The 20,009-nt window shown below is 69.0% G+C and carries 20 protein-coding genes; 10 read left to right on the forward strand and 10 right to left on the reverse strand.

Going from position 1 to position 20,009, the window contains the following annotated elements:
• Window positions 1-57: 57 nt before the first annotated feature.
• A complete protein-coding gene (locus ACWEPG_RS21405) occupies window positions 58-1,452 on the forward strand; it encodes an FAD-binding oxidoreductase (protein WP_452595232.1) in 1,395 nt (464 codons plus the stop codon).
• A gap of 3 nt (window positions 1,453-1,455) precedes the next feature.
• Here ACWEPG_RS21405 and ACWEPG_RS21410 read toward each other — a convergent pair whose 3' ends face one another.
• The 5 genes from ACWEPG_RS21410 to ACWEPG_RS21430 form a co-directional block, all read right to left on the reverse strand.
• Window positions 1,456-2,925: a hypothetical protein gene (locus ACWEPG_RS21410; protein ID WP_452595233.1), complete on the reverse strand. Its 1,470-nt coding sequence runs from the start codon at window positions 2,923-2,925 to the stop codon at window positions 1,456-1,458.
• Window positions 2,926-2,988: 63 nt separating this feature from the next.
• Window positions 2,989-3,363, reverse strand: a complete 375-nt coding sequence (locus ACWEPG_RS21415; protein WP_452595234.1) for a hypothetical protein — start codon at window positions 3,361-3,363, stop codon at window positions 2,989-2,991.
• A gap of 11 nt (window positions 3,364-3,374) precedes the next feature.
• Entirely contained in the window at window positions 3,375-3,905 is a 531-nt protein-coding gene (locus ACWEPG_RS21420; RefSeq protein ID WP_452595235.1) for a DUF3558 domain-containing protein, read from the reverse strand.
• Between the two features lie 14 nt (window positions 3,906-3,919).
• Entirely contained in the window at window positions 3,920-4,294 is a 375-nt protein-coding gene (locus ACWEPG_RS21425; RefSeq protein ID WP_452595236.1) for a hypothetical protein, read from the reverse strand.
• A gap of 25 nt (window positions 4,295-4,319) precedes the next feature.
• Window positions 4,320-4,844, reverse strand: a complete 525-nt coding sequence (locus ACWEPG_RS21430; protein WP_452595237.1) for a DUF3558 domain-containing protein — start codon at window positions 4,842-4,844, stop codon at window positions 4,320-4,322.
• Between the two features lie 166 nt (window positions 4,845-5,010).
• Here ACWEPG_RS21430 and ACWEPG_RS21435 point away from each other — a divergent pair, with 166 nt between their 5' ends.
• The 4 genes from ACWEPG_RS21435 (at window position 5,011) to ACWEPG_RS21450 (ending at window position 10,927) form a co-directional block, all read left to right on the forward strand.
• A complete protein-coding gene (locus ACWEPG_RS21435; RefSeq protein ID WP_452595238.1) occupies window positions 5,011-6,081 on the forward strand; it encodes a TY-Chap domain-containing protein in 1,071 nt (356 codons plus the stop codon).
• Between the two features lie 34 nt (window positions 6,082-6,115).
• Complete coding sequence (locus ACWEPG_RS21440) at window positions 6,116-7,054, forward strand: GTP pyrophosphokinase (RefSeq protein ID WP_450136256.1); 939 nt, start codon at window positions 6,116-6,118, stop codon at window positions 7,052-7,054.
• A 136-nt stretch (window positions 7,055-7,190) separates the two neighbouring features.
• A complete protein-coding gene (locus tag ACWEPG_RS21445) occupies window positions 7,191-10,421 on the forward strand; it encodes a DEAD/DEAH box helicase (RefSeq protein ID WP_452595239.1) in 3,231 nt (1,076 codons plus the stop codon).
• Window positions 10,422-10,795: 374 nt separating this feature from the next.
• The gene (locus ACWEPG_RS21450) at window positions 10,796-10,927 is read left to right on the forward strand and encodes a hypothetical protein (protein WP_450114201.1); all 132 of its coding nucleotides are present in this window, start codon (window positions 10,796-10,798) and stop codon (window positions 10,925-10,927) included.
• A 166-nt stretch (window positions 10,928-11,093) separates the two neighbouring features.
• Here the strand turns inward: ACWEPG_RS21450 and ACWEPG_RS21455 are convergent, their stop codons facing one another.
• A complete protein-coding gene (locus ACWEPG_RS21455) occupies window positions 11,094-11,723 on the reverse strand; it encodes a DUF4352 domain-containing protein (RefSeq protein ID WP_452595240.1) in 630 nt (209 codons plus the stop codon).
• Between the two features lie 74 nt (window positions 11,724-11,797).
• On the opposite strand from ACWEPG_RS21455, the gene ACWEPG_RS21460 reads away from it, so the two are divergent.
• Together ACWEPG_RS21460 and ACWEPG_RS21465 are read left to right on the forward strand one after the other, a co-directional pair.
• Complete coding sequence (locus ACWEPG_RS21460; protein ID WP_452595241.1) at window positions 11,798-13,156, forward strand: sensor histidine kinase; 1,359 nt, start codon at window positions 11,798-11,800, stop codon at window positions 13,154-13,156.
• A gap of 57 nt (window positions 13,157-13,213) precedes the next feature.
• Complete coding sequence (locus ACWEPG_RS21465; protein WP_452595242.1) at window positions 13,214-13,870, forward strand: response regulator; 657 nt, start codon at window positions 13,214-13,216, stop codon at window positions 13,868-13,870.
• A 186-nt stretch (window positions 13,871-14,056) separates the two neighbouring features.
• Here ACWEPG_RS21465 and ACWEPG_RS21470 read toward each other — a convergent pair whose 3' ends face one another.
• Together ACWEPG_RS21470 and ACWEPG_RS21475 are read right to left on the reverse strand one after the other, a co-directional pair.
• Window positions 14,057-14,515: a hypothetical protein gene (locus ACWEPG_RS21470; protein WP_452595243.1), complete on the reverse strand. Its 459-nt coding sequence runs from the start codon at window positions 14,513-14,515 to the stop codon at window positions 14,057-14,059.
• Window positions 14,516-14,909: 394 nt separating this feature from the next.
• Window positions 14,910-15,542: a DUF4352 domain-containing protein gene (locus tag ACWEPG_RS21475; RefSeq protein ID WP_452595244.1), complete on the reverse strand. Its 633-nt coding sequence runs from the start codon at window positions 15,540-15,542 to the stop codon at window positions 14,910-14,912.
• A gap of 816 nt (window positions 15,543-16,358) precedes the next feature.
• Between ACWEPG_RS21475 and ACWEPG_RS21480 the strand changes: the two genes are divergently transcribed.
• Both ACWEPG_RS21480 and ACWEPG_RS21485 read left to right on the forward strand, forming a co-directional pair.
• Window positions 16,359-16,637, forward strand: coding sequence for a GNAT family N-acetyltransferase (locus tag ACWEPG_RS21480; protein ID WP_452595245.1), 279 nt, complete (start codon window positions 16,359-16,361; stop codon window positions 16,635-16,637).
• A 78-nt stretch (window positions 16,638-16,715) separates the two neighbouring features.
• On the forward strand, window positions 16,716-17,285 hold the full coding sequence (locus ACWEPG_RS21485; RefSeq protein ID WP_452595246.1) for a DUF4334 domain-containing protein: 570 nt from the start codon (window positions 16,716-16,718) through the stop codon (window positions 17,283-17,285).
• Window positions 17,286-17,374: 89 nt separating this feature from the next.
• On the opposite strand, the gene ACWEPG_RS21490 is transcribed toward ACWEPG_RS21485, so the two are convergent.
• On the reverse strand, window positions 17,375-18,448 hold the full coding sequence (locus tag ACWEPG_RS21490) for an AAA family ATPase (protein WP_452595247.1): 1,074 nt from the start codon (window positions 18,446-18,448) through the stop codon (window positions 17,375-17,377).
• Window positions 18,448-19,077, reverse strand: coding sequence for a nicotinamide riboside transporter PnuC (gene pnuC, locus ACWEPG_RS21495; RefSeq protein WP_452595248.1), 630 nt, complete (start codon window positions 19,075-19,077; stop codon window positions 18,448-18,450). The genes ACWEPG_RS21490 and pnuC overlap by 1 nt, the downstream gene beginning before the upstream one ends.
• 181 nt (window positions 19,078-19,258) lie before the next feature.
• Between pnuC and ACWEPG_RS21500 the strand changes: the two genes are divergently transcribed.
• Window positions 19,259-19,954 carry an SIMPL domain-containing protein gene (locus tag ACWEPG_RS21500; protein ID WP_452595249.1) on the forward strand — a complete coding sequence of 232 codons (696 nt, stop codon included), beginning with the start codon at window positions 19,259-19,261 and terminating at the stop codon, window positions 19,952-19,954.
• The last annotated feature ends 55 nt before the right edge of the window (window positions 19,955-20,009 follow it).

The following is a 20,009-nucleotide window of genomic DNA, read 5'->3' on the forward strand; positions in this document are numbered from 1 at the left end:
GCACCGTACGTCGCGCGCCTCGTGGTCGCGTGGCGCCGACGGGCGAATGATGGGGGCATGACCGCCGATCTCACCGCGCTCGCCGCCGAACTGCCCGACGGCGCACTGCTCACCGACCCCGACATCGTCGCCGGGTACCGCCACGACTGGGCCGCCGACCCCAACGCGGGCACCCCGCTCGCCGTGGTCCGCGCGACCCGCACCGAAGACGTGCAGGCGGCGCTGCGCTGGGCGAGCGCACACCGGGTTCCGGTGGTGCCGCGCGGCGCCGGGTCCGGGCTGTCGGGCGGCTCGTCGGCGGTGGACGGCGGGATCGTGCTGTCCACCGAGAAGATGCGCGCGATCGACGTCGATCCGGTAACGCGGACCGCGGTCGTGCAACCGGGTCTGTTGAACGCGGAGGTGAAGATGGCCGTCGCCGAGCACGGGCTCTGGTATCCGCCGGATCCTTCGTCGTTCGAGATCTGTTCGATCGGCGGCAATGCCGCCACCAACGCGGGCGGACTGTGCTGCGTCAAGTACGGCGTCACCACCGACTACGTCCTCGGGCTGCAGGTGGTGCTCGCGGACGGCACCGCGGTCCGGCTCGGCGGTCCGCGCCTGAAGGACGTCGCGGGTCTGTCGCTGACGAAGCTGTTCGTCGGTAGCGAGGGCACGCTCGGCGTGATCACGGAGATCACCCTGAAACTGATTCCCACGCAGCCGCCCGCCTCGACGATGGTCGCGTCGTTCACCACGGTCGACGCGGCCGCGGAGGCGGTGCTGGCGATCACCCGGACGATGCGGCCGGCGATGCTTGAGTTCATGGACCAGGCGTCGATCAACGCGGTCGAGGACTCGCTGCGCATGGGTTTGGACCGGGACGCCCGCGCGCTGCTGCTGGCGCAATCCGACGCACCCGGTGCGGCGGCGGAGCAGGAGATCGCGGCAATGGTCGCGGCGTGTGAATCCTGCGGCGCCACCGAGGTGTTCGCCACCGACGATCCCGCCGAGGGCGAGGCGTTCACCGCGGCGCGGCGGGCTGTGTTCCCCGCGGTGCAGGCATTGGGGACGCTGTTGCTCGAGGACGTCGGGGTGCCGATGCAGGCGCTGCCGACGCTGATCTCCGGGGTCGAGAAGATCGCCGCCGACTGCGGGGTGCGCATCTGCGTGGTCGCGCACGCCGGCGACGGCAACACCCATCCGCTGATCGTCTTCGACAAGGACGACGCCGACGAGACGCAACGGGCGCACCGCGCGTTCGGTGCGGTGATGGATCTGGCGATCGGGTTGGGCGGCACCATCACCGGCGAACACGGCGTCGGCCGGCTCAAGCGGGACTGGCTGCCGAATCAGCTCGGCCCGGACGTGATGGAGTTGACCCGCCGGATCAAGACCGCGCTCGATCCAGACGGGATCCTCAACCCCGGCGCCATCCTGGCGGACGTGCCGGCGCCCCCGATGCAGCGGTAACCGTCAGGCCCCGAGGACGGGCGGCGCGACCAGCGGCAGGTTGCCGACCAGGTCGTTGCCGTTGTCGACGTTGACCAGGTAGCCGGGAGTGGCGTGTTCGGTGTCGTCGTCACCGCGACCTCGGGCACCGGCGGGCATCATGCCCGCGCCCGGCATCCCGGGCCGGCCCGCCGCGCCCGTGGCGGCGGCCGGGGTCGCGGCGCTACCCGCCACTGCGGGGCCGCCCGGGACGCCGACCATGCCGGTGCCGCCACCGAACGATCCGCCACCCGTCCCCGATCCGACCCCACCGGAGCCGACGCCTCCCCCACCTACGCCGCCCGACCCGACACCCGCGTGAGCGCCGCCCGATCCCGCCCCAGCGGCCCCCGGTGTTCCCGTTCCGGCGCCGTACCCACCGGATCCGGGCACCGCACCGTCCACACCGGCCCCGGCGGGCCGCGTCCACACCGACGACGGATCCGTTTGCGCGAAAGCAGAATCCGCATCTTGCACGCCAGCAAAGGAGTCGGCGTTGCCGGGATTCGAGGAGGATTCATCGTACGGATCGGATGCGGCGGCATCCGCGGTCTCAGCGCCAGTGCCAGGCGTCGTACCTCCGGCGGGTGCGAACGTTGCCCGGGCGTCGGCTGCACCGGGAGTGCCATAGCCGGTATTGCCGTAACCGGCGGAACCTGTCGTGTCGATGACGTCCCCGCCCGAGTTGCCGGTGGCAGCCCCGTCGGTGACGCTCGTCGGTGACGGCAGCGTCGGCACCTGGGTGTCCGCCTGCCGCATGACGGGGCTGTAGACGGTCTTCATGATCTGCACGGCCTGTTCGCGGGCCTCGTTGCGCTCGTGCAGGAGACCCTTGATCATGGCGGCTTCGGGGCTGACGAAGTTGAACACCTTCTCCGCCAGCGACGTGTGCTCGGGCGGCGGCACCGTCGCCTTCACCTGCGTGATCCCCGTCGCCGCCTCGGCCACCTTGGAACCGACGAGGCTCCCGGCGGCCGCCAGCTGGTCGGACGCCTTCACGTAGGCATCGGTCGCCTTGGCCGCGCTGGCCGCGGCGACGCCTTCCCAGCCGGCCCCGATCTCATTGAGTATCGCGGACTTGAATCCGTCGAGGCCTTCGGCGAGCGCGGACCCGATCGCGGTCCACCCCTGCGCGCTCGCGCTGACGGCTGCGGGATCCATCCGGTCCACCGACGCCATGATCTGCTCGTGGGACATCGAGTCGAAACTCTCCTCGACGAACTGCTGAGCGTCCCAGCCACCGGCGAACCGGCTCCGCAGATCGGCCTGCTCGCCGTAGATGCCCTCACGCTGCTCGTTGCCGAACGCCTGTGCACCGCTGACCCGGCTGCGCTCGGCGAGGTCGTACCCGGTGGATAGTTCGATCACCGAGTTGCCGACATTCAGTGCCGCGTCCCCGAGCCCGTCGGCGATGCTCCCCAACTTCTCCGCGACCTCGTCCAGGCTGATGCCCATCCCGATCCCCCCACGTCATCTCGAAAGTCCAGTCATCCCGACAGTTCAGTCATCCCGGGCACGTCAGAAGCCGGAGCCCACCCTCGTGATCCCCTGCACCGCAGACTCTTCCGCAGCCGCGTACATCGCCTCGATCTTCTCGAACACCTGCTGCATCCGCTGCACCTCCACAATGTGGTCGGCAAGCGCCTGATCCATCGAATACGACCCGCCCGACGCCTTCTGGCCAAACTTCTCCGCCAATGCGATGCCGGACGGGAAGGTCCCGAACCCATCCATCCTCGACAACTGCCTGACCACCATTCGCATGGCGTCGAGCTGTCTCACGAAATCGGCACAGTGCTGCGCACATCGCGTCGCGACGCCGGGCTCAAGGTACAAGCCACCCGATTCAACCTGCGCGCCGAGTTCCGCCCAGCCCATGGCACGTTCGTTCACTGTCGGCCTTCCTACTCGGGAATCATCGCGTTGAGCTCGAGGGCGGTGCCCATTGCTATTTCGCACGGTTCCTGGGCATCACGCGGACTCGTCAACGTGTGAAAACCGATCGAGACCATCACGGCCCCACCTCGGGACGCGACTGCAACATCGCAGCTTTCCCTCTTGAGATCAGCCACCTCGCGATACCGAATTCCGGCGCGACCGTCCACATCGACGTCGGCGAACTCCTCGAACTTCTCATTGGCACGGATGTCGTCGAGGGTATGAGTCGTGGCGAAGACGCTGACCGTATAGCGATCTCCCTGCCATCCACAGACACTCCACCCTGGCTGCTTGACTCCGAGGATGTCCCGCGACTCCGTAGCCGGGTCCACCGCGATCTGCTGCAGCGCCTCGTCCGGAATGTCGTCACACGGACTGAACACCGGCTCCCCCGCCGCCACCCCCTCGGCCCCGGCCTGCCCCGATACCGACTCCGAACCGCATCCCACGACGGACAACGCAGCAACCACGCCCGCCAGCGCCGCCGCGAACCGCACCCCAGTCCTGCTCATCAGAACCCGGCACCCGCGCTCACGATCCCCTGCACCGCAGACTCTTCCGCGGCGCCATACATCGCCTCGATCTTCTCGAACACCTGCTGCATCCGTTGCACCTCCGCAATGTGATCGGCCAGCGCCTGATCCATGGAATACGACCCACCCGACGCCTTCAGCGAGAACTTCTGCGCCAGCGCGATGCCGGACGGGAGCGTCCCCATCCCCTCTACCCTCGTCAGACCGCGCACTTCTGACTGCAGTGCTTTCAAACGCTCGAGAAAGTTCGAACAGTGCTGGGCACAGCGCTGCGCCACACCGGGATCAAGTCGGACCTGCCCCGACTCGACCAGACCCGCAACCCGCGACGAGGACGTCCCCTGCTCGATCATCTACCGCCCCCTTCGTTCGGCATCGCTATCTCGGGATGTACTCGATCAGGCTTTCTGCCCGACGAACAGCAACTGCACACGGATCCTCCGTGATCGGGTCCACCCCGAGATTCGCCACCGAAATCAGGACGGCGCCACCGTCCGATGCGAGCGCCACGTCGCAGTCCCGCCTGCCGCGATCCGACTCCAGCCGATACGTAAACGCCGAACGCCCGCCGACCACCACATCGGAAAACTCGATGTTTCCCTCCTTCGCGCGCACGTCGTCGAGGGTGTAGGTCGTCGAGAAGACGCTCAAGGCAGGTCCGTCGCCCATCCATTTGCAGATGTTCCACCCGGGTTGCTTCACCCCGAGAATCTCCGGCGACTCGGTAGCCGGGTCAACGCCGACGCCGCGCAGCGCGTCGTCCGGAATGTCGTCACACGGGCTGAACGCCGGCTCCCCCGTCGCGGCCCCTTCGGCCCCGGCGTGTCCGGACACCGATCCTGACCCACAACCGGCGACGACCAGCGCCGCGCACGCCATCCCCACCGCAACGCCGACGCGCATGCCACCCCCTACTTTCGCCCGGCTCACCCTGGTTTGGACGCACCGGCCCCGCCGTCGGTTCCACCTCCGACGAATCTTCCCTCGAACACCCCGTCCGGCTCCCAGCTTGTGGGCCTTCTGCGCGCTAGCGTGGAGTCGACAGGCGACACGACGGATTGGGGGGAGTATGTCCGACTTCGAGGACTTCGACGCCGGCGTGGATCGTGCCTGGTCCGAGCACCAGCAGCGGCTGGCGGACGTGATCGCGGCAATGCGGGAGGACGACCTGCTGGCGCTGGAGTTGGGCGAGGAGTCCAGCGTCGACGGGTTCGTGCCGTGTGTGCAGTTCCTGGCCTGGGGTGACGGGCAGATCCGCTGCGAGGTGCCGTCGAACGACTACCTCGATCCGCGGTACCAGCTGTCGGCGTCGGATGAGGCCCGGCTGGTCGGGCTCGGCTGGCAGCGTCCCACCCGAACCCCGGACGACGAACCCGACGCCGGGTCTCCCGCGTTCTTCGTCGACAAGCCCTCGAACTGGGCGGATCAGCTGGCGGCGATGGCGGTCGCGGCGTTCCGCGAGGTGTGGTCGGTGCCCCACCCCACGTTCCTGCGGATCGACGCGTCGGAGGCGAGCACGCACGACACCCTGGCGCCGACGGAAGACGAGGGCGACGACGGGTACAGCCTGGACCTGCAGCGGGCGGTGACGCCCCGCGACGACGCGCACCTGCACGACCTGGTGGCGTCGACCCTGTCGGAGCTGTTCGACGAGCCGAGCGGCGTGGACGACACCGGCGACGAGGACGACGACTTCATGCTGGCGATCGGGCCGCTGGTCGGGTTCGTCGGTCCGCATCTCGACGGCGGCGAGGTGCAGGTGCGGATGCCGCTGCTGCGCGACATCAGCGACCGGACGCGGGCCAGTGAACTGCTCAGCGACCTGAACCGGCGCTGGCCGCACCTGAAGTTCACCCTGGTCGCGGACCGGGTGGACGTGTGGGCGGCGGTGCTCGCCAACCCGTACGTGCCGCAGCACCTGGTCGACACGCTGCAGCAGTTGTTCGCGTTCGTGCGGACCATCGATCCGCGTTTCGCGTCCCGGTTCGGTGGGCATCTCGACGGGTTGGCCGACGACGATCCCGACGTCGTCGAGGTGGAACGCGGCGAGTTGCTGCCGCCCCCGTCGTCGGCGCCGCGGCGCCAGCTGGAGTTGTTCACCGATCCCGGCGAGCAGACGCTGTTCGACGACCCGAGCTGAGCCGCGGGCGCGATCGGGTCGTATTCGAGTAGTCATGCGGAGATCGAAGAGGGCGGACGCCGTCGAGACGCTGGTCGACAGGCTGTACGACCAGCGCGAACGCGCGTGGGCGGCGGCGCTGGTGACGACGCAGACGTTCCTCGACACCTTGGCCGATTCGGTTCTCGAGGGTCAGGATCGGGACCGGTTGAATGCCGAGTCGGCGCGCATCAAGGATCGGGCGCGCACGGTCGACAAGATTCTCCGCAAGGTGGCGTCGGGGCAGATCACCCGACCCACCACGCCGGAGGGGGTCGCCGAGGCGATCCACGATCTGCTTGGCGTCAAGGTGCTCTGCAAGACCCCGAGGGACCTGACGGCGTTCACGGAGAAACTGCAGCGGGCGTGCGTGTCTCCGGCGTGTTCGGTGCGGTTCGCGCATCCGCCCACCGACTACGTGGCCGACCCCAAGGACAGCGGGTATCGCGCCTTCCACGCGGTGCTGCTGGTGAACGTCGCCACCCACGAGGGCGATCTGCCCGTCAAGGTCGAGGTGCAGGTCAAGACGCGGCTGCAGGACGCGTGGGGTGAGCTGACCCACGAGGACATGTACAAGCCGGGCAAGGCCCTCAAGCCGAACGAGTTCCATCGCGACGTGGCGCGGCGGATGGCCGAACTGCTCGACAACGTCGACACGATGGCGGACCTGCTGGCGGCGGAACTCGACCGGCAGACCGCGCCCGAGAACGACATCGGTCCCGGGCCCGACGCGTCGACGGTGTACGCGCGGGTCACCCGGACCGGCCGCCGATACGCGCTCGCGATCGCGCCGGACGGGCGGCAGGGTCTGATTCCGGCGCGCTCGGTGCGGGCGGCGCTGGGGTCCAGCACCCGGATCAACGTCGACGATCATCTGCATGTCGGGGACACCGTGGACGTGCGGATCGAGGAGACCGACTCCGCGCTGTACTTCCACCCGGCGGCGCTGGGGTGAGTGCAACGGCCCGGCCGCGCAGCGGAGCCGCTACCAGCGGCGGGGCGCAGCACCCCGGCCGCCGGGAACGCTCCGTGCCCTCGCCCGTCCGTCGGCGCCGACCCCTGTCCCGAGGCCGCCCCGGTACCGTCGACTCATGAGCTCCGATGCCCATTCCGCGTACACCCTCGCCTCGTTGGCCCGGGTGGTGGGGCAGGCGGCGTTCGAGCGCGGCTCCCGGTACGCGCGGTCGGGGGCGGTCGCGGGCATCGACTGGCACGCGGACGACCTGATGGCCGTCGGGACGGTCGAGGGCACAGAGTCGTACCAGGCGATCGCCCACTTCCAGCAGTTCGGGGAGGAGCTGGAGTTCACGTACGGGCGGTGCTCGTGTCCGGTGCGGATGAACTGCAAGCACGTGGTGGCGTTGACAGTGGTGCTGGTCGAGTCGGCGGCCTCGGACGCGGTGACGGCGCCGCCGAATTGGGAGTCGGTCCTCGACGCGGCGCTGCCTGCCGACACCGAGCCGACCGCCTCGATGCCGTTGGGTGTGCAGTTGTCGCTGCTGCGCGGGCCGCGGTCGGATCGGTGGGGGCTCAGCGCGCGGCTGGTCCGTCCCGGCAAGACCGGCTGGGTGAACGGCAACATGACGTGGTCGAGCCTCGGGCACCAGCCAGGAGCCGACCCGCGGCACCTTCTGCTGCTCTCGGAACTGTGGTCGACATACCAGGTGGGCCGGCGCGGCTACTACGGATACGGCAACGACAAGGACATCGACCTCACGTCGGTCACTCCGGCGCGCCTGTGGTCCCTGCTCGACGAGATACGCGGCGCGGGAATCGAATTCCTCTACGCCCGCAAGGGCATGGGCGCGGTGCCGCGGCCGTCGGAGGCGGAGCTGGTCGTCGATCTGGACCGCACCGACGGCGGTCTGGAGCTCACCCCGACGGTGCACGCGACGGACTCGGAGCGGCCGGTGGTCGTGCTGGGGTTCTTCGGGTCGGACCCGCACGGCGTGCTGTACCTGCGGCCCGAGGACGCCGGCGACGTGGACCCGGACCGGTGGCCGTTCCGGATGGCCAGGCTCTCCGGTGATGCGCCGCGCGCGATGCAGGACCTGCTGATCGCGAACGGGTCGGTGACGGTGCCGCCGCAGGACGGCGATCGCTTCGCCGCCGAGTACTACCCGCGGCTGCAGCGCGCGGCGACGATCCGCTCCGCCGGGGACGGGTTCACCCCGCCGACGGTGGAGGGCCCGGAACTGGTGCTCGAGGTCACCTACTCCCCCGATCACCGCGCCGACCTGGCCTGGTCGCTGCGCTACCGCATCGACCGGGCCGAGCGGTTGTTCCCGCTCGACGGCACGGTCCGGGCCGCGTACCGGGACGCCGACCGCGAGCACGCCCTGTTCGCCGGCCTCGACGCGCCGCTGGAGGACTACGGCCTGCGCGGCGGTCCGGACGGTCGCCCGCACCCGAGGGTGACGCTGCACGGTCTCGACACCGCCCGGCTGACCGGTGAACTGCTGCCGCTGCTGCGCGACCGCGACGACGTGGAGGTGCGGGTGGTCGGCACGCCCGCCGAGTACCGCGACGCCGGCGAGTCGCTGCAGATCGGTGTCGGCACGGACTCGACCGACGACGGCGACTGGTTCGACCTGTCGATCACCGTCCGTGTCGAGGACCGGCCGGTGCCGTTCAAGGACGTCTTCACCGCGCTCAGCGCCGGCGACTCGCACCTGCTGCTGCCCGACGGCGCGTACCTGTCGCTGGACAAGCCGGAGCTGCAGCGTCTCAAGTCGCTCATCTCTGAGGCCCGCGACCTGCACGACCAGGATCCGAACCGGTTGCGGCTGAGCAGGTTCCAGGCCGGGCTGTGGGAGGAGCTGGCGGCGCTCGGGGTGGTGGAGCGGCAGGCCGCGCGGTGGCGCGAACAGGTGCAGGGGCTGCTGGAGCTGACCGAGACCGCCGAACTGAACCCGCCCGCCTCCCTCGGGGCGACGCTGCGGCCGTATCAGCTCGACGGGTTCCGCTGGCTGGCGTTCCTGTGGTCGAACCGGCTCGGCGGCATCCTCGCCGACGACATGGGTCTCGGCAAGACGGTGCAGTCGCTGGCCCTGATCTGTCATGCGCGGCAGGAGAATCCGGCGGACCACCCGGTGCTGATCGTGGCGCCGACGTCGGTGGTGCCGAACTGGGCGTCGGAGGCGGCCCGGTTCGCGCCGCACCTGCGGGTGGTCGCGATGTCGGAGACGGCGATGAAACGCGGCGCGGCGCTGGCGGAGTCGATCGACGGCGCGGATGTCGTCGTGACCTCGTACACCCTGGCCCGCCTCGACGCCGACGAGTACCAGGCGCTGCCGTGGTCGATGCTGCTGCTCGACGAGGCGCAGTTCGTCAAGAACCATCGCTCCAAGGCGTATCAGGCGATGCGGCAGATCGAGGCGCCGACCAAGGTCGCGATCTCCGGCACCCCGATGGAGAACACCCTGATGGAGCTGTGGTCGCTGCTGTCGATCACCGCGCCGGGGCTGTTCCCGAACCCGACGAGGTTCCAGGAGTTCTACCGCACCCCGATCGAGAAGAACGGCGACGCCGACCTTCTCGCGCAGCTGCGCCGCCGGATCCGGCCGTTGATGTTGCGCCGCACCAAGGAGCAGGTCGCCGCGGACCTGCCCGCCAAGCAGGAGCAGGTGCTCGAGGTGGAGCTCTCGCCGCGGCACCGCCAGCTCTACGACACCCGCCTGCAGCGCGAGCGGCAGAAGATCCTCGGCCTGGTCGAGGACCTCGACTCCAACCGGTTCACGATCCTGCGGTCGCTGACGGTGCTGCGCCAGCTGAGTCTGGACCCGGCGCTGGTGGACGACGGGCACGGTGCGGTCGGGTCGGCGAAGGTGGACGCGCTGCTCGAGCAGCTCGAGGACGTCGTCGCCGGCGGGCACCGGGCGCTGGTGTTCAGCCAGTTCACGAGCTTCCTGGACCGGGTGCGCCAGCGGCTGGACGCCGAGGGAATCGGCCACGCCTACCTGGACGGCAGCACCCGCGGCCGCGCGAAGGTGCTCGACGACTTCAAGAACGGGGACGACCCGGTGTTCCTGATCAGTCTGAAGGCGGGCGGGTTCGGGCTCAACCTCACCGAGGCGGACTACTGCTTCCTGATGGACCCGTGGTGGAACCCGGCGACCGAGGCGCAGGCCGTGGACCGCACGCACCGGATCGGGCAGACCCGCAACGTGATGGTGTACCGGCTGATCGCGAAGGACACCATCGAGGAGAAGGTGATGGCGCTCAAGGCCCGCAAGTCGGAACTGTTCTCCTCCGTCGTCGACGACGGCGGCGCGTTCACCACCGGCCTGACCGCGGACGACATCCGCGAACTGCTGGACTGACCGGCCCCGAAACCTGGCGTCCCCACCCGGACGATCAACCTGTTAGCATGCCCTTAGTTCCCGGGCACCCCGCGCGAGAACACCCCGAAAGCCTTGCCGCTCACCGTATTCACGGTGAGCGGTAGCTCTTCATGCGAAGGAGAAGAACATGGGATCGGTCACGGACCTCCTGGAGCAGAGCGAGACCCTGTCGGCGCTCGAGTACCTGCTCGGCGTGCTGTCGGGCGTCTTCGGCAGCTGATCACCGAGCCGCTCCATCGATTGAGCGGCTCGCCGCGGCTCTGACGTCGCGGCACCCGGCCCGACGACCCCACGTCGGGCCACATACTCGCAGGGCTCGCCGTCGCGCCCTGCCACTTCACGGAGGTTTTTCCATGGGTTCCCTCGAGACTCTCGTCATGATCCCCGTCGGCAGCGCCGACCTGGTCGGCGCCGGTGTCGTCAAGTCGATCACCAACACCGTCAACAGCCTGGTGCTGATCGTCGGCGAGCTCGGCCTGAGCTGATCTGATCGAGCGAGAGCCCGTGCGCACCCTGTGCCGCACGGGCTTTCGTCGTATTCGCTTCACCCGGCCGCGCGAGCCCACCCGACCGTGCCGACCCCTCGACGACACCCCCGGGCGGGACAACTCCCGGTCCTCACCCATCCAGGAGGGGCGGAAGCCACTGGCGTCAGAGTGTGTTGACCCAGGCGATGCGGTCGGAGCTCAGGGAGAAGGTGTCCTTGAACAGCACGACGTAGGTTCCGGGTGCGGCGCCGCCCCGGTCCTCGAAGCAGAGGCTGCCCGACGCCTGGCCGCCCGGGGCGAGCTGACCGGAGTTCAGCGCCTCGTGGTCCGGCGCGTAGGTGGCGTCGCGGATCGCGCCGCCGGCGTCCTGCAGGCTCCAATCCACGTAGCCGTTGAAGTCGTTCTGCTTGTCGCCGACGTTCCGGATGGTGACCTCGCTGCACAGGTAGTCCCCGAGCCCGTACTGGGCGCTGAACGGCTGCAGCGGTGTGACGGTGTACTCGAGGTTGTCGCGGGTGATCGTGTCCCCGGCCAGCGCCGCGGTGTCCTTGTCGAGCTTGCCCGGGAACTCGGGCCCGCGACCCGCGGCCGGCGCGCCGTCACCGGATCCGCTTGTGACGGTGGCCTTCTCCTCGCCACCCACACTGGACACCATCGCAATGCTGCACGCACCGAACAGCAGCACGGGCACGCCGATGACGATCCACGGCCAGATCCGCCGCTTCTTCTGCGGCGGCAGCTGCGGCTGGTTCGGGTAGGGCAGCCCGGGGTCCGGCAGGTTCGGGTTGGTCATGTCAGGTCTCCTCGTTTCGGGTCCAGCGTTGCCGAGCCGCTCGTCGACGCGGTCGGGGCGCCGACCGAGCGGGGGTGGTTACAGCTCACCCGACGGACCATGCTCGGCGCCTCGTCCGATCGGGCCGTCCGCCTGGTCCTTTCGGTCGGACCGTGGGGCGAATGGCCGACCATTCGGCGGATGTCGGGGTGTCGGTGTCGCTGCGTAGCCTTCCTTGGGTGACCGCGATATCCGAGACGATCCGTCGCCGAGCCTGGACGACGGGCGCGGTGACGCTGAGCGTGTTCTGCACGCTGATGACACTCGGGCTGTCGGGGACCTCGGGGAACATCCACCCGCTCAATTTCGGGCTCGGCACGGTGCTCAATCTCGTGGCCGCCGCGGCGCTGGTGTGGCGCCACGAACGTCCGTGGCTGGTGCTGGCGATCGCGCTGGCGGGGCCGATGTTCTTCTCGACCGACGCCACGGCGGCGCTGATCGTGCTGTACGCGATCGCAGGCTCCGAGCGCGGCCAGCGTCTCGCGGCGGCGTCGGTCGCGGTGTTCCTGGCGTGCGGGGTGTCGCTGACCTACGACGCGCACCGCACCCGGGACAACTCGGTCCTCACGATGGGGTCGACGAAGCCGGAAGTGGGTGCGCCGAAACCGGACTGGGACATCGCGCTGTGGATCCCGTGGTTGGTCGCGGCGGTGCTGGTCGCGATCGTCGTCGGGGTGGCGTTGCTCAAGCACACCCGCACGGAACTCGCCGCGGCCGAGGACGTCCGGGACCGCGCCACCGAGCAGACCTACGCGATGCGCGACGAGATGATCCGCACCGAGGAGCGCACCCGCATCGCCCGGGACATGCACGACACGCTCGCCGCGAGCCTGAGCCGCATCTCCCTGTTCGCGGGCGCCCTGCAGGTCAACGGCGCGGACAATCCGGAGAAGGTCGCCAACACGGCGTCGATGATCCGGGCCACCGCGCATGGCGCGCTCGACGACCTCAAGCACATCGTGGGCGTGCTGCGCGGCACCGCGGCGCCGGGAGCGGGCCCGAGCGGTCACCAGGGCATCGACGCCATCGCCGAGCTGGTGCAGTCCGCGCGGGCCGCCGGCATCCACGCCACGCTGTTCACCGACCTGCGGCCCGGCGACGTCGGCACCGTGTCGGGGCATGTCGCGTTCCGGGTCGTCCAGGAGTCGCTGACCAACGTGCAGAAGTACGCGAGCGATCAGACCGTTCGGATCTACGTCACGGGCGCCGACTACGACGGCATCCGCATCGGCATCCGTAACGTGCTGAGCGCCCAGCCGGTCACCGTTCCGGAGGGTTCACGTGCCGGTCTGCAGGGGCTGTCCGAACAGGTTCGCGACATCGGCGGCACCTACGACGCGGGCGTTCGCGACGGTGAGTTCGTCGTCGACTGCTGGCTCCCCTGGTTCGCCTGAGCCGCAACGCCTCCCCGATCCACGCTGTCGTACCCGGGGAATAGCCTTGTCTGCACCATGACTGGAGCTGACACCATCACCGTGCTGATCGCCGACGACGACCCGTTCGTCCGGCGGGGCGTCGCGGACATCTTCACGGCCACCGGTGACATCGTCGTCGTCGCCGATGTCGACGACGGCGACCAGGTCCCCGCCGCGGTCGCGGTCCACCGACCGCGGGTCGTGCTGATGGACCTGAAGATGCGCCGCGTCGGCGGGCTCGACGCCACCCGGGCACTGATGGCGCTGCCCGATCCGCCGCGGGTCATCGCGATGACCGCGATGGACGTCGACGACCTCGTCGTCCAGGCGGTCGCCGCGGGTGCGCACAGTTTCCTGTCGAAGGACGAACCGCCGGAGACATTCCAGCAGTCCGTCCGCGCGGTCGCCTCGGGCAACACGCTCTTCAGTCAGGACTCGCTGCGACGCATCGTCGCCAACGCCCCGGCCGCGGCCCCCGGATCCCCGCCGCCGAACCTTCGACTCCTCAGCGCCCGGGAGAGCGACGTGCTGCGGACCCTCGCGACCGGGGCGTCGAACTCCGAGATCGCCGGCACGCTCTACCTCAGCGAGACCACCGTCAAGACGCACATCTCGTCGCTGTTCACCAAGCTCGGCGCCCGCAACCGCGTGGAGGCCGCCCTCGCCGCCTTCCGCGCGGGGCTGGTCACCTAGTTGCAGCCTCGGTCGGCGAGGCGACCAGGCACCTGACAGGGACACTGCGACACGACCATTTCCGCACATCTTGCTCGGACGAACGTCCGCATCGATCGCCACTCAGTGGGTCGCCGAGGCGGCGAGATGACGAGCGTCAGCAGGCCCCGGGCTCGTGCGAATCCGGGGCCCGCGACGGCGTGATTGCTATGCCCCGGCGGAGCCGGTCGCCGCAATCATCATCACGCCAGGCAGCACTGAACTGCCGACCGCAGCGGAGCCGAGCCCGGCTGCGACACCCGCCCCGATGAGGAGCGGAGTGGGATCGACGGGCGGGGGCGGCGGTGCGTCACCGACGCGGGTCCACATGCCGCACCCGTTTGAGGTGCTCACGATGTGGACGTTCCAGCCCACGGTCATCCGAACGCGCTGATTCACACTCTCGTGAAGCCCGATCTGATTGATGTCCGAGTTGTAGAAGCTGACTCGGCAGGTGAGCCAGTCACTGGGAGCCTGTGCCTCGTACACGCCGGTGTAGATGTCCTTGTGGACCTCCCACCACCCGGAGCCAAAGCGGTCCGTGATGGCGTTGGCGGTGCCGGTGTTGGCGAGAGCCAACCCTACGGCGGCCGCCGCGGAGACGGCGGCAACAGCGATCTTGCGCAATTCAGTTCCAATTCGTAGAGGGACTCGGGACCTGCTGGTTGAACTCATGAGTACGGATCTGGCTCCGACGTCGCCGATGTCGGCCGAAGGAACGGCGCTGACAAAGCGGCACTTTGGGTCCGCCGCGCCAGCTGACGGCGCCTCGCCGCACGCCACTGCACGGCGACGCGAGGCAAGCGAACGACACGAGGTCTGGGGCGCCCCGGCAATCCGGAACCCACTGGGTTCTCGATCACTCATGGGACCATCGCAGACGGACGACGGCGCGTCGGCGATCGAGATTTATTGCCCTGCTACATATTTGAGCGACACAACCGCCTTGCCCGCAGCCCCGAACCAGTCGGCAAGATGCCCTGCCACTGAAGATTTCGCAGGGCTGCAGGCAGGCGCACTCCTACAGCGTGTTGATCCAGGCGATGCGATCGGACGAGAGGGAGAATGTGTCTTCGAACAAAACAATGTGGGCTCCAGGCGCTGCGGCGCCACCACGGACTTCGAAGCACACGCTGCCCGACGCGAGACCACCAGGCGCGAGCTGGCCGGATTCCAGGTGCTCGACATCGGGCGCATACGTGGCGTCGCGGATCGCGCCGTTCGGATCCTGCATGCTCCAATCGATGTAACCGTTGAAGTCATTTTGCTTGGCACCGACGTTTCTGATCGTGACGTCGCTGCAGAGGTAGCTCGTCGACCCGTATCGGGGCTCGAAGACCTGCAACGGAGTGACCGTGTACTCCAAATCGTCTCGCGTGATGGTGTCTCCCGCGAGCGCTGCAGTGTCCTTGGCGAGCTTCCCCGGAAAATCGGGCCCAGCGTTCGCGGCGGGCGCTCCGTTGTCGGAGGCTGCTGTGACGGTTGCCTTCTCGTCGCCGCCAACGCTCGACACCGCGGCGACGGTGCACGCACCGAACAAGAGCACCGGAACGCCGATCACGATCCACGGCCAGATCCGTCGCCTCTTCTTCGCCGGCTGCTGCGGAGGGTACGGGTACGACTGCCCAGGAAAGGGCTGATTCGGGTCTGCCATGGTTCCTTCTCTGAAGATTAGCTGGGTAGATCGAGTCGAGGAGTTCAGCAATCACGCTCTCGAGGTGATCAAATCGTAAATCGTTGCCCTAAAGCGCTTTATAGAGGGATTCGAGTAACAGACACTTCATCCGCATTCGCGATGCCCGACCGTGTCCACATCATTGCTCTCAGACCGGTCGGCCACCGGCCGCCTTCAAGACTCCCGTCCCAGGTGACAGGCAAGGCCATACGCCAAACAGCTGTCAGACGAATGAATGACACTGGCACGCAATGGAGCCGAACGAACAGGCGGTGGATCACGAGCGGCGCCGTCGCCACTGCTGCCGTCGCCTCGGTCGCGGGGCGCGGCAGCGAATCGAGCTCAACCGGCGGGTCTTCGACGACCTCCTGCCGAGTCGGCCACGTCGAAGATCGTGTGCCAGCCATGTCAGCAGTCACCACCGTTCCCGCACCGCCGCCCACGTCATCAATCGCGACACTCGAACTCATCGCGGCCCCAGCAGTCGCGGCACCCCCGGTAGTCGCCACGATGCAGAATTCCGCCATGGAGCCGGAGCGGCGCCCTCCGCCGTCAACACCGGCGAACCCAGCCCCTTGGTGATCGCAGCGCAGGCCTGACGCATGCGGCAGGACATCTCGACAGAATCCCCGGCGAGGAACCATGTCGGCGGCATGACGCCCGCTGAGCGGAACTCGGGTCACTGCGCGGCCGGCGTATCGGGGAGGAATAGCGGGCACAGCCGGGCGGTTGGACCGGACAGTGCTTCGCATCGGTAACGTGCGGGGCAATCACGCAGACGAAGGGACACAGGCCGTGGCGCACACCATCGAGCACAAGCCGGAGCAGAATCGTTTCGAGATCCTCGTGGACGGCACCGTCGCCGGGCACGCCGACTACACGGTGATCGGCAAGGTCCGCGACTTCGATCACACCGTCACCGATCCCGCGTTCCGCGGTCAGGGCCTGGCCGGCAAGCTCGTCTCCGCCGCGCTGGACGCCACCCGCGCCGATGGCGTGCAGATCGCCACGTCGTGCTCGTACGTGGAGAAGTTCGTCGCGCAGAACCCCGAGTACCAGGATCTGGTCGCCTAGATTCGACCGCTCGATCCCTTCCGCCGAGCCCCACCGCTGTGGAGAATGGCCGTTAACTACGGCCAGGAGGACAACAGCATGTCGGTAGCGGAACGGATCATCGCGGAGCAGCGCGCGACGGTCGACGAGGCACGCGCCGTGTTCGACGACGCCGCCCCCGCCACCCCGGATTTCATGATCGGGACGTGGCGGGGCGCGGAGCTGCGCACCGGCAACAAGATGGACGGCATGCTCGACGCCAGCGGCTGGTGGGGTAAGCAGTTCGTCGACGCCGAGACCGTGCACCCGCTACTCTTCCCCGCTGCGGGCGGCGCGTCGCTGTGGGCGTTGGATCCGCGGCGGGTCCCGTTCAACCTGCTGATGAGCAGCGTCGTCCCGTCGTTCGAAGGCCGGGATCTGTCCCGCCTCGTCACCGCGGCCCGCCCACTGGTCGCGACACGGAAGCCGAAGGCGCGGCTGCGCAGCACCGCCTTCCGCGGTGTCGACACCGCCACGATGATCTACGACGCCCACCCGATCAACGATGTGTTCCGCCGCATCGACGACGACACCGTCATCGGGTGGATGGACCTGCGCGGCTCGGATCGCCCCTACTTCTTCTCCCTGCGCCGCGACGAGTCGCTGCCCGTCACCGCCGGGGCGCGCTGACCGCTCACCTACTTCTGACCGAGTGTGGGATCCGGTCATTCCGACTGACCGAATCCCACATTCGGTGAGCCCGTGTGGGATCCGGTCGGTCACATCGGGCCCGCGAACGTGGAGTTCAGACGAAGGGCCTGGTCGACCACCCGCACCGCCAGCGCCACCCGTTCCTCCAGCGTGCCGGTGAGCAGCACCCACGACCGCCCGGATCCGGTGAGGGCGTCCTCGAACCAACCGGTCATGTCGGCGCGCAGGTGTTCCCCGTCGCGAATCCCGTCCTGCACGAACGGGACTCCCACGTGGTCGGTCAGCAGATACAGCGCCCGGCGGTCCGGTGCGACAGCATGTCCGTGCGCGGCGCCGAGGTAGCGGCGTTCCCACACCGTGGTCGCGAACGCGTCGGTGTCGCAGATCAGCACCGGTGAGCCAAGCCGTGCGGCCCGCTCCTCCAGCTGTGTCTGCCTGGCCGCAATGGCGGCGAAGTCGGCTCCGGTCCAGACGATGTCGTCCATCTCGGCGTCGGGTCGACGACGACGGAGGGCGTCGAGCCTGTCGACGGTGGCCTGCCTGCCGTACTCGGGCACCCACCGCGTCCGCTCCCACACGCCGCCGCGGTCGCGGTAGTGGTGGGCGACGGCGCGGCTGACGGTGGTGGTGCCGGTGGATTCGGCACCGAGGAACACGATCCGCGTGGTCAACCCGGCGCGGGTGGCGGCTGCGAGGTCGTCCCAGTGGCCGGCGAGGTCGGCGCGGCACGCGGTCCCGGAGACTGGGTGCGCGACGCGCCCGGGGTCGACGCACACATGGATCGCACCCATTCGTTCGGCGAGTTCGTCGCCGTACCTCTCACTGGAGACCACCGCGTCGACGGGGACGTCGGTGACGCGGCGGACGGCGGCCTTCATGCAGGCGACCTGCGCGGCCCACACGGTCTCCGACTCGAGGTCCATCGGCGCGTCGCACGCGACACCGGTCACTGCGACACCGGTGTCGGCGCGGTGAGTCTCCCGCATCCAGGACACCCTGTCCGCCAACGGGATCGACTCGGCCGCCGACGCCATCACGAGGACGGTGACCCGGTCCGCGACCGCGGCCGCCGAGCGCACCAGGTGGTGATGTCCGACGTGCGGTGGGTAGAACTTGCCGATCACCAGGGCATGCCGGTACATCAGATCACCTCCAGGAGAGCCGGTTCGGCGATGAGGCGCGAGCGGCGCCAGGCCAGCAGGCCGCGCACGCACAGCAGCAGGAACGCGGCGTACAGCACCGCCGTCAGCGTCAGGCCCTTGTGCAGGTAGAGCGGGATGTAGATCAGGTCGGCGGCGATCCACAGCAGCCACGACTCCCAGCGCTTCGTCGCCTGCCCCCAGGTGGCGAGCAGTGACAGCACGGTGGTGACGGCGTCCCAGAACGGGACGGTCGAGGAGGTCGCGGTGTCCAGCAGGACGGTCAGCGCGGCGGTTCCAGCGACGCCCGCGGCCGCGAGGCACGCCCATTCGTGCGCGCTGGTTCCGGTGACCGGCAACGTCGCACCGGCCGAATTGCGCACCCAGTTCGACCATCCCCACACGGCGAGGGCGATGTACACGATCTGCAGGCCGGAGTCCGCGTAGAGGCCGGCGGTGGCGAACAGCAGGATCCACACCAGGTTGTTGGCGATGCCGACGGGCCAGTTCCACGCCGACTGCCGGGCCACCAGCCAGACGCACACGGCGCCGGTGACGAAACCGAGGACCTCGGCCCACGTGGTCGGTGCACCGAACGCGGTGAACGCCGTCGAGTTCAAGAAGGTGATCATTGCGGCCCCTTTCCGTTGCGAGCCCGATTAGATCATTAATGCGCTAATTGACGCAATCGGCGAGGCTCAAGCTGGGCGGGGATGCCTCCCCCGGCTGCGGACCCACTCCCCCGCGCCACCGGACCCGCGCGACGCGCCCGAGCGACGCCGGTACGTCCGGCCTGCCTGGCACACTTTGCTGATGACCTCTCACTCCGTGACCATCACCGTCACCGGCCACGCCGAACGCGAGTTCGCCCCGAACCGCTGCACGGTGCTGCTGCGGGTGCACGCCGACGGCGCCACCCGCGAGGCGGCGGCCGAGCCGGCCCAGGCGGCGATCACCGCGGTCACCGACCTGATCACCGCGCTGCGCGAACACGAGAACAGCCCCGTCAAGCGGTGGACGCTCGACCAGGTGCAGCACAACCGGCACCGGCCCTACAACCCTGAGGGCAAGAAACGGCCGTGGCTGTACCAGTCGTCGGCGGCGTTCACGGTCACGTTCACCGACTTCCGTGCCGTCGGCCCGTTCGTGAGCCGGGTCTCCGAGGTCGAGGCCGTCAGCGTCGAACACCTGCGGTGGTGGATGAGCCGCAAAGCGGAGGCGAAACGGGTCGCGAAGGTCCGGCACCTCGCCGTGCTCGACGCCATCGCGAAGGCGCAGGGGTACACGGAGAGCCTGGGCTTCACCGTGTTTCAGGCCGTCGCGATCGCCGACCCCGGCATGCTGGGCCCGCCGACCACTCCGACCCCGGTCGGCGGCGGAATGCTGCGGTCGGCGATGCCGATGAAGGCGATGGCCGCCTCCCTCGACGGTGCCGGCCCCGAACTGGTCCTCGAGCCCGATCGGGTGACGATCAGCGCCGACGTGGAGGCACGGTTCGTGGCGTCGTAACCGTAGGGACGCACGCCGCGCCTCCCCGATCCTGTCGACACGCGCTGCCATCATG

Source organism: Rhodococcus sp. NPDC004095 (assembly GCF_053604015.1).

Coding starts and splice junctions, on each gene's coding strand:
- ACWEPG_RS21485 (WP_452595246.1), top strand. CDS start 16,716: ATGTCGGTAGCGGAACGGATCATCGCGGAGCAGCGCGCGACGGTCGAC.
- ACWEPG_RS21445 (WP_452595239.1), top strand. CDS start 7,191: ATGAGCTCCGATGCCCATTCCGCGTACACCCTCGCCTCGTTGGCCCGG.
- ACWEPG_RS21440 (WP_450136256.1), top strand. CDS start 6,116: ATGCGGAGATCGAAGAGGGCGGACGCCGTCGAGACGCTGGTCGACAGG.
- pnuC (WP_452595248.1), bottom strand. CDS start 19,077: ATGATCACCTTCTTGAACTCGACGGCGTTCACCGCGTTCGGTGCACCG.
- ACWEPG_RS21405 (WP_452595232.1), top strand. CDS start 58: ATGACCGCCGATCTCACCGCGCTCGCCGCCGAACTGCCCGACGGCGCA.
- ACWEPG_RS21465 (WP_452595242.1), top strand. CDS start 13,214: ATGACTGGAGCTGACACCATCACCGTGCTGATCGCCGACGACGACCCG.
- ACWEPG_RS21475 (WP_452595244.1), bottom strand. CDS start 15,542: ATGGCAGACCCGAATCAGCCCTTTCCTGGGCAGTCGTACCCGTACCCT.
- ACWEPG_RS21435 (WP_452595238.1), top strand. CDS start 5,011: ATGTCCGACTTCGAGGACTTCGACGCCGGCGTGGATCGTGCCTGGTCC.
- ACWEPG_RS21410 (WP_452595233.1), bottom strand. CDS start 2,925: ATGGGCATCAGCCTGGACGAGGTCGCGGAGAAGTTGGGGAGCATCGCC.
- ACWEPG_RS21430 (WP_452595237.1), bottom strand. CDS start 4,844: ATGCGCGTCGGCGTTGCGGTGGGGATGGCGTGCGCGGCGCTGGTCGTC.
- ACWEPG_RS21450 (WP_450114201.1), top strand. CDS start 10,796: ATGGGTTCCCTCGAGACTCTCGTCATGATCCCCGTCGGCAGCGCCGAC.
- ACWEPG_RS21455 (WP_452595240.1), bottom strand. CDS start 11,723: ATGACCAACCCGAACCTGCCGGACCCCGGGCTGCCCTACCCGAACCAG.
- ACWEPG_RS21490 (WP_452595247.1), bottom strand. CDS start 18,448: ATGTACCGGCATGCCCTGGTGATCGGCAAGTTCTACCCACCGCACGTC.
- ACWEPG_RS21425 (WP_452595236.1), bottom strand. CDS start 4,294: ATGATCGAGCAGGGGACGTCCTCGTCGCGGGTTGCGGGTCTGGTCGAG.
- ACWEPG_RS21500 (WP_452595249.1), top strand. CDS start 19,259: ATGACCTCTCACTCCGTGACCATCACCGTCACCGGCCACGCCGAACGC.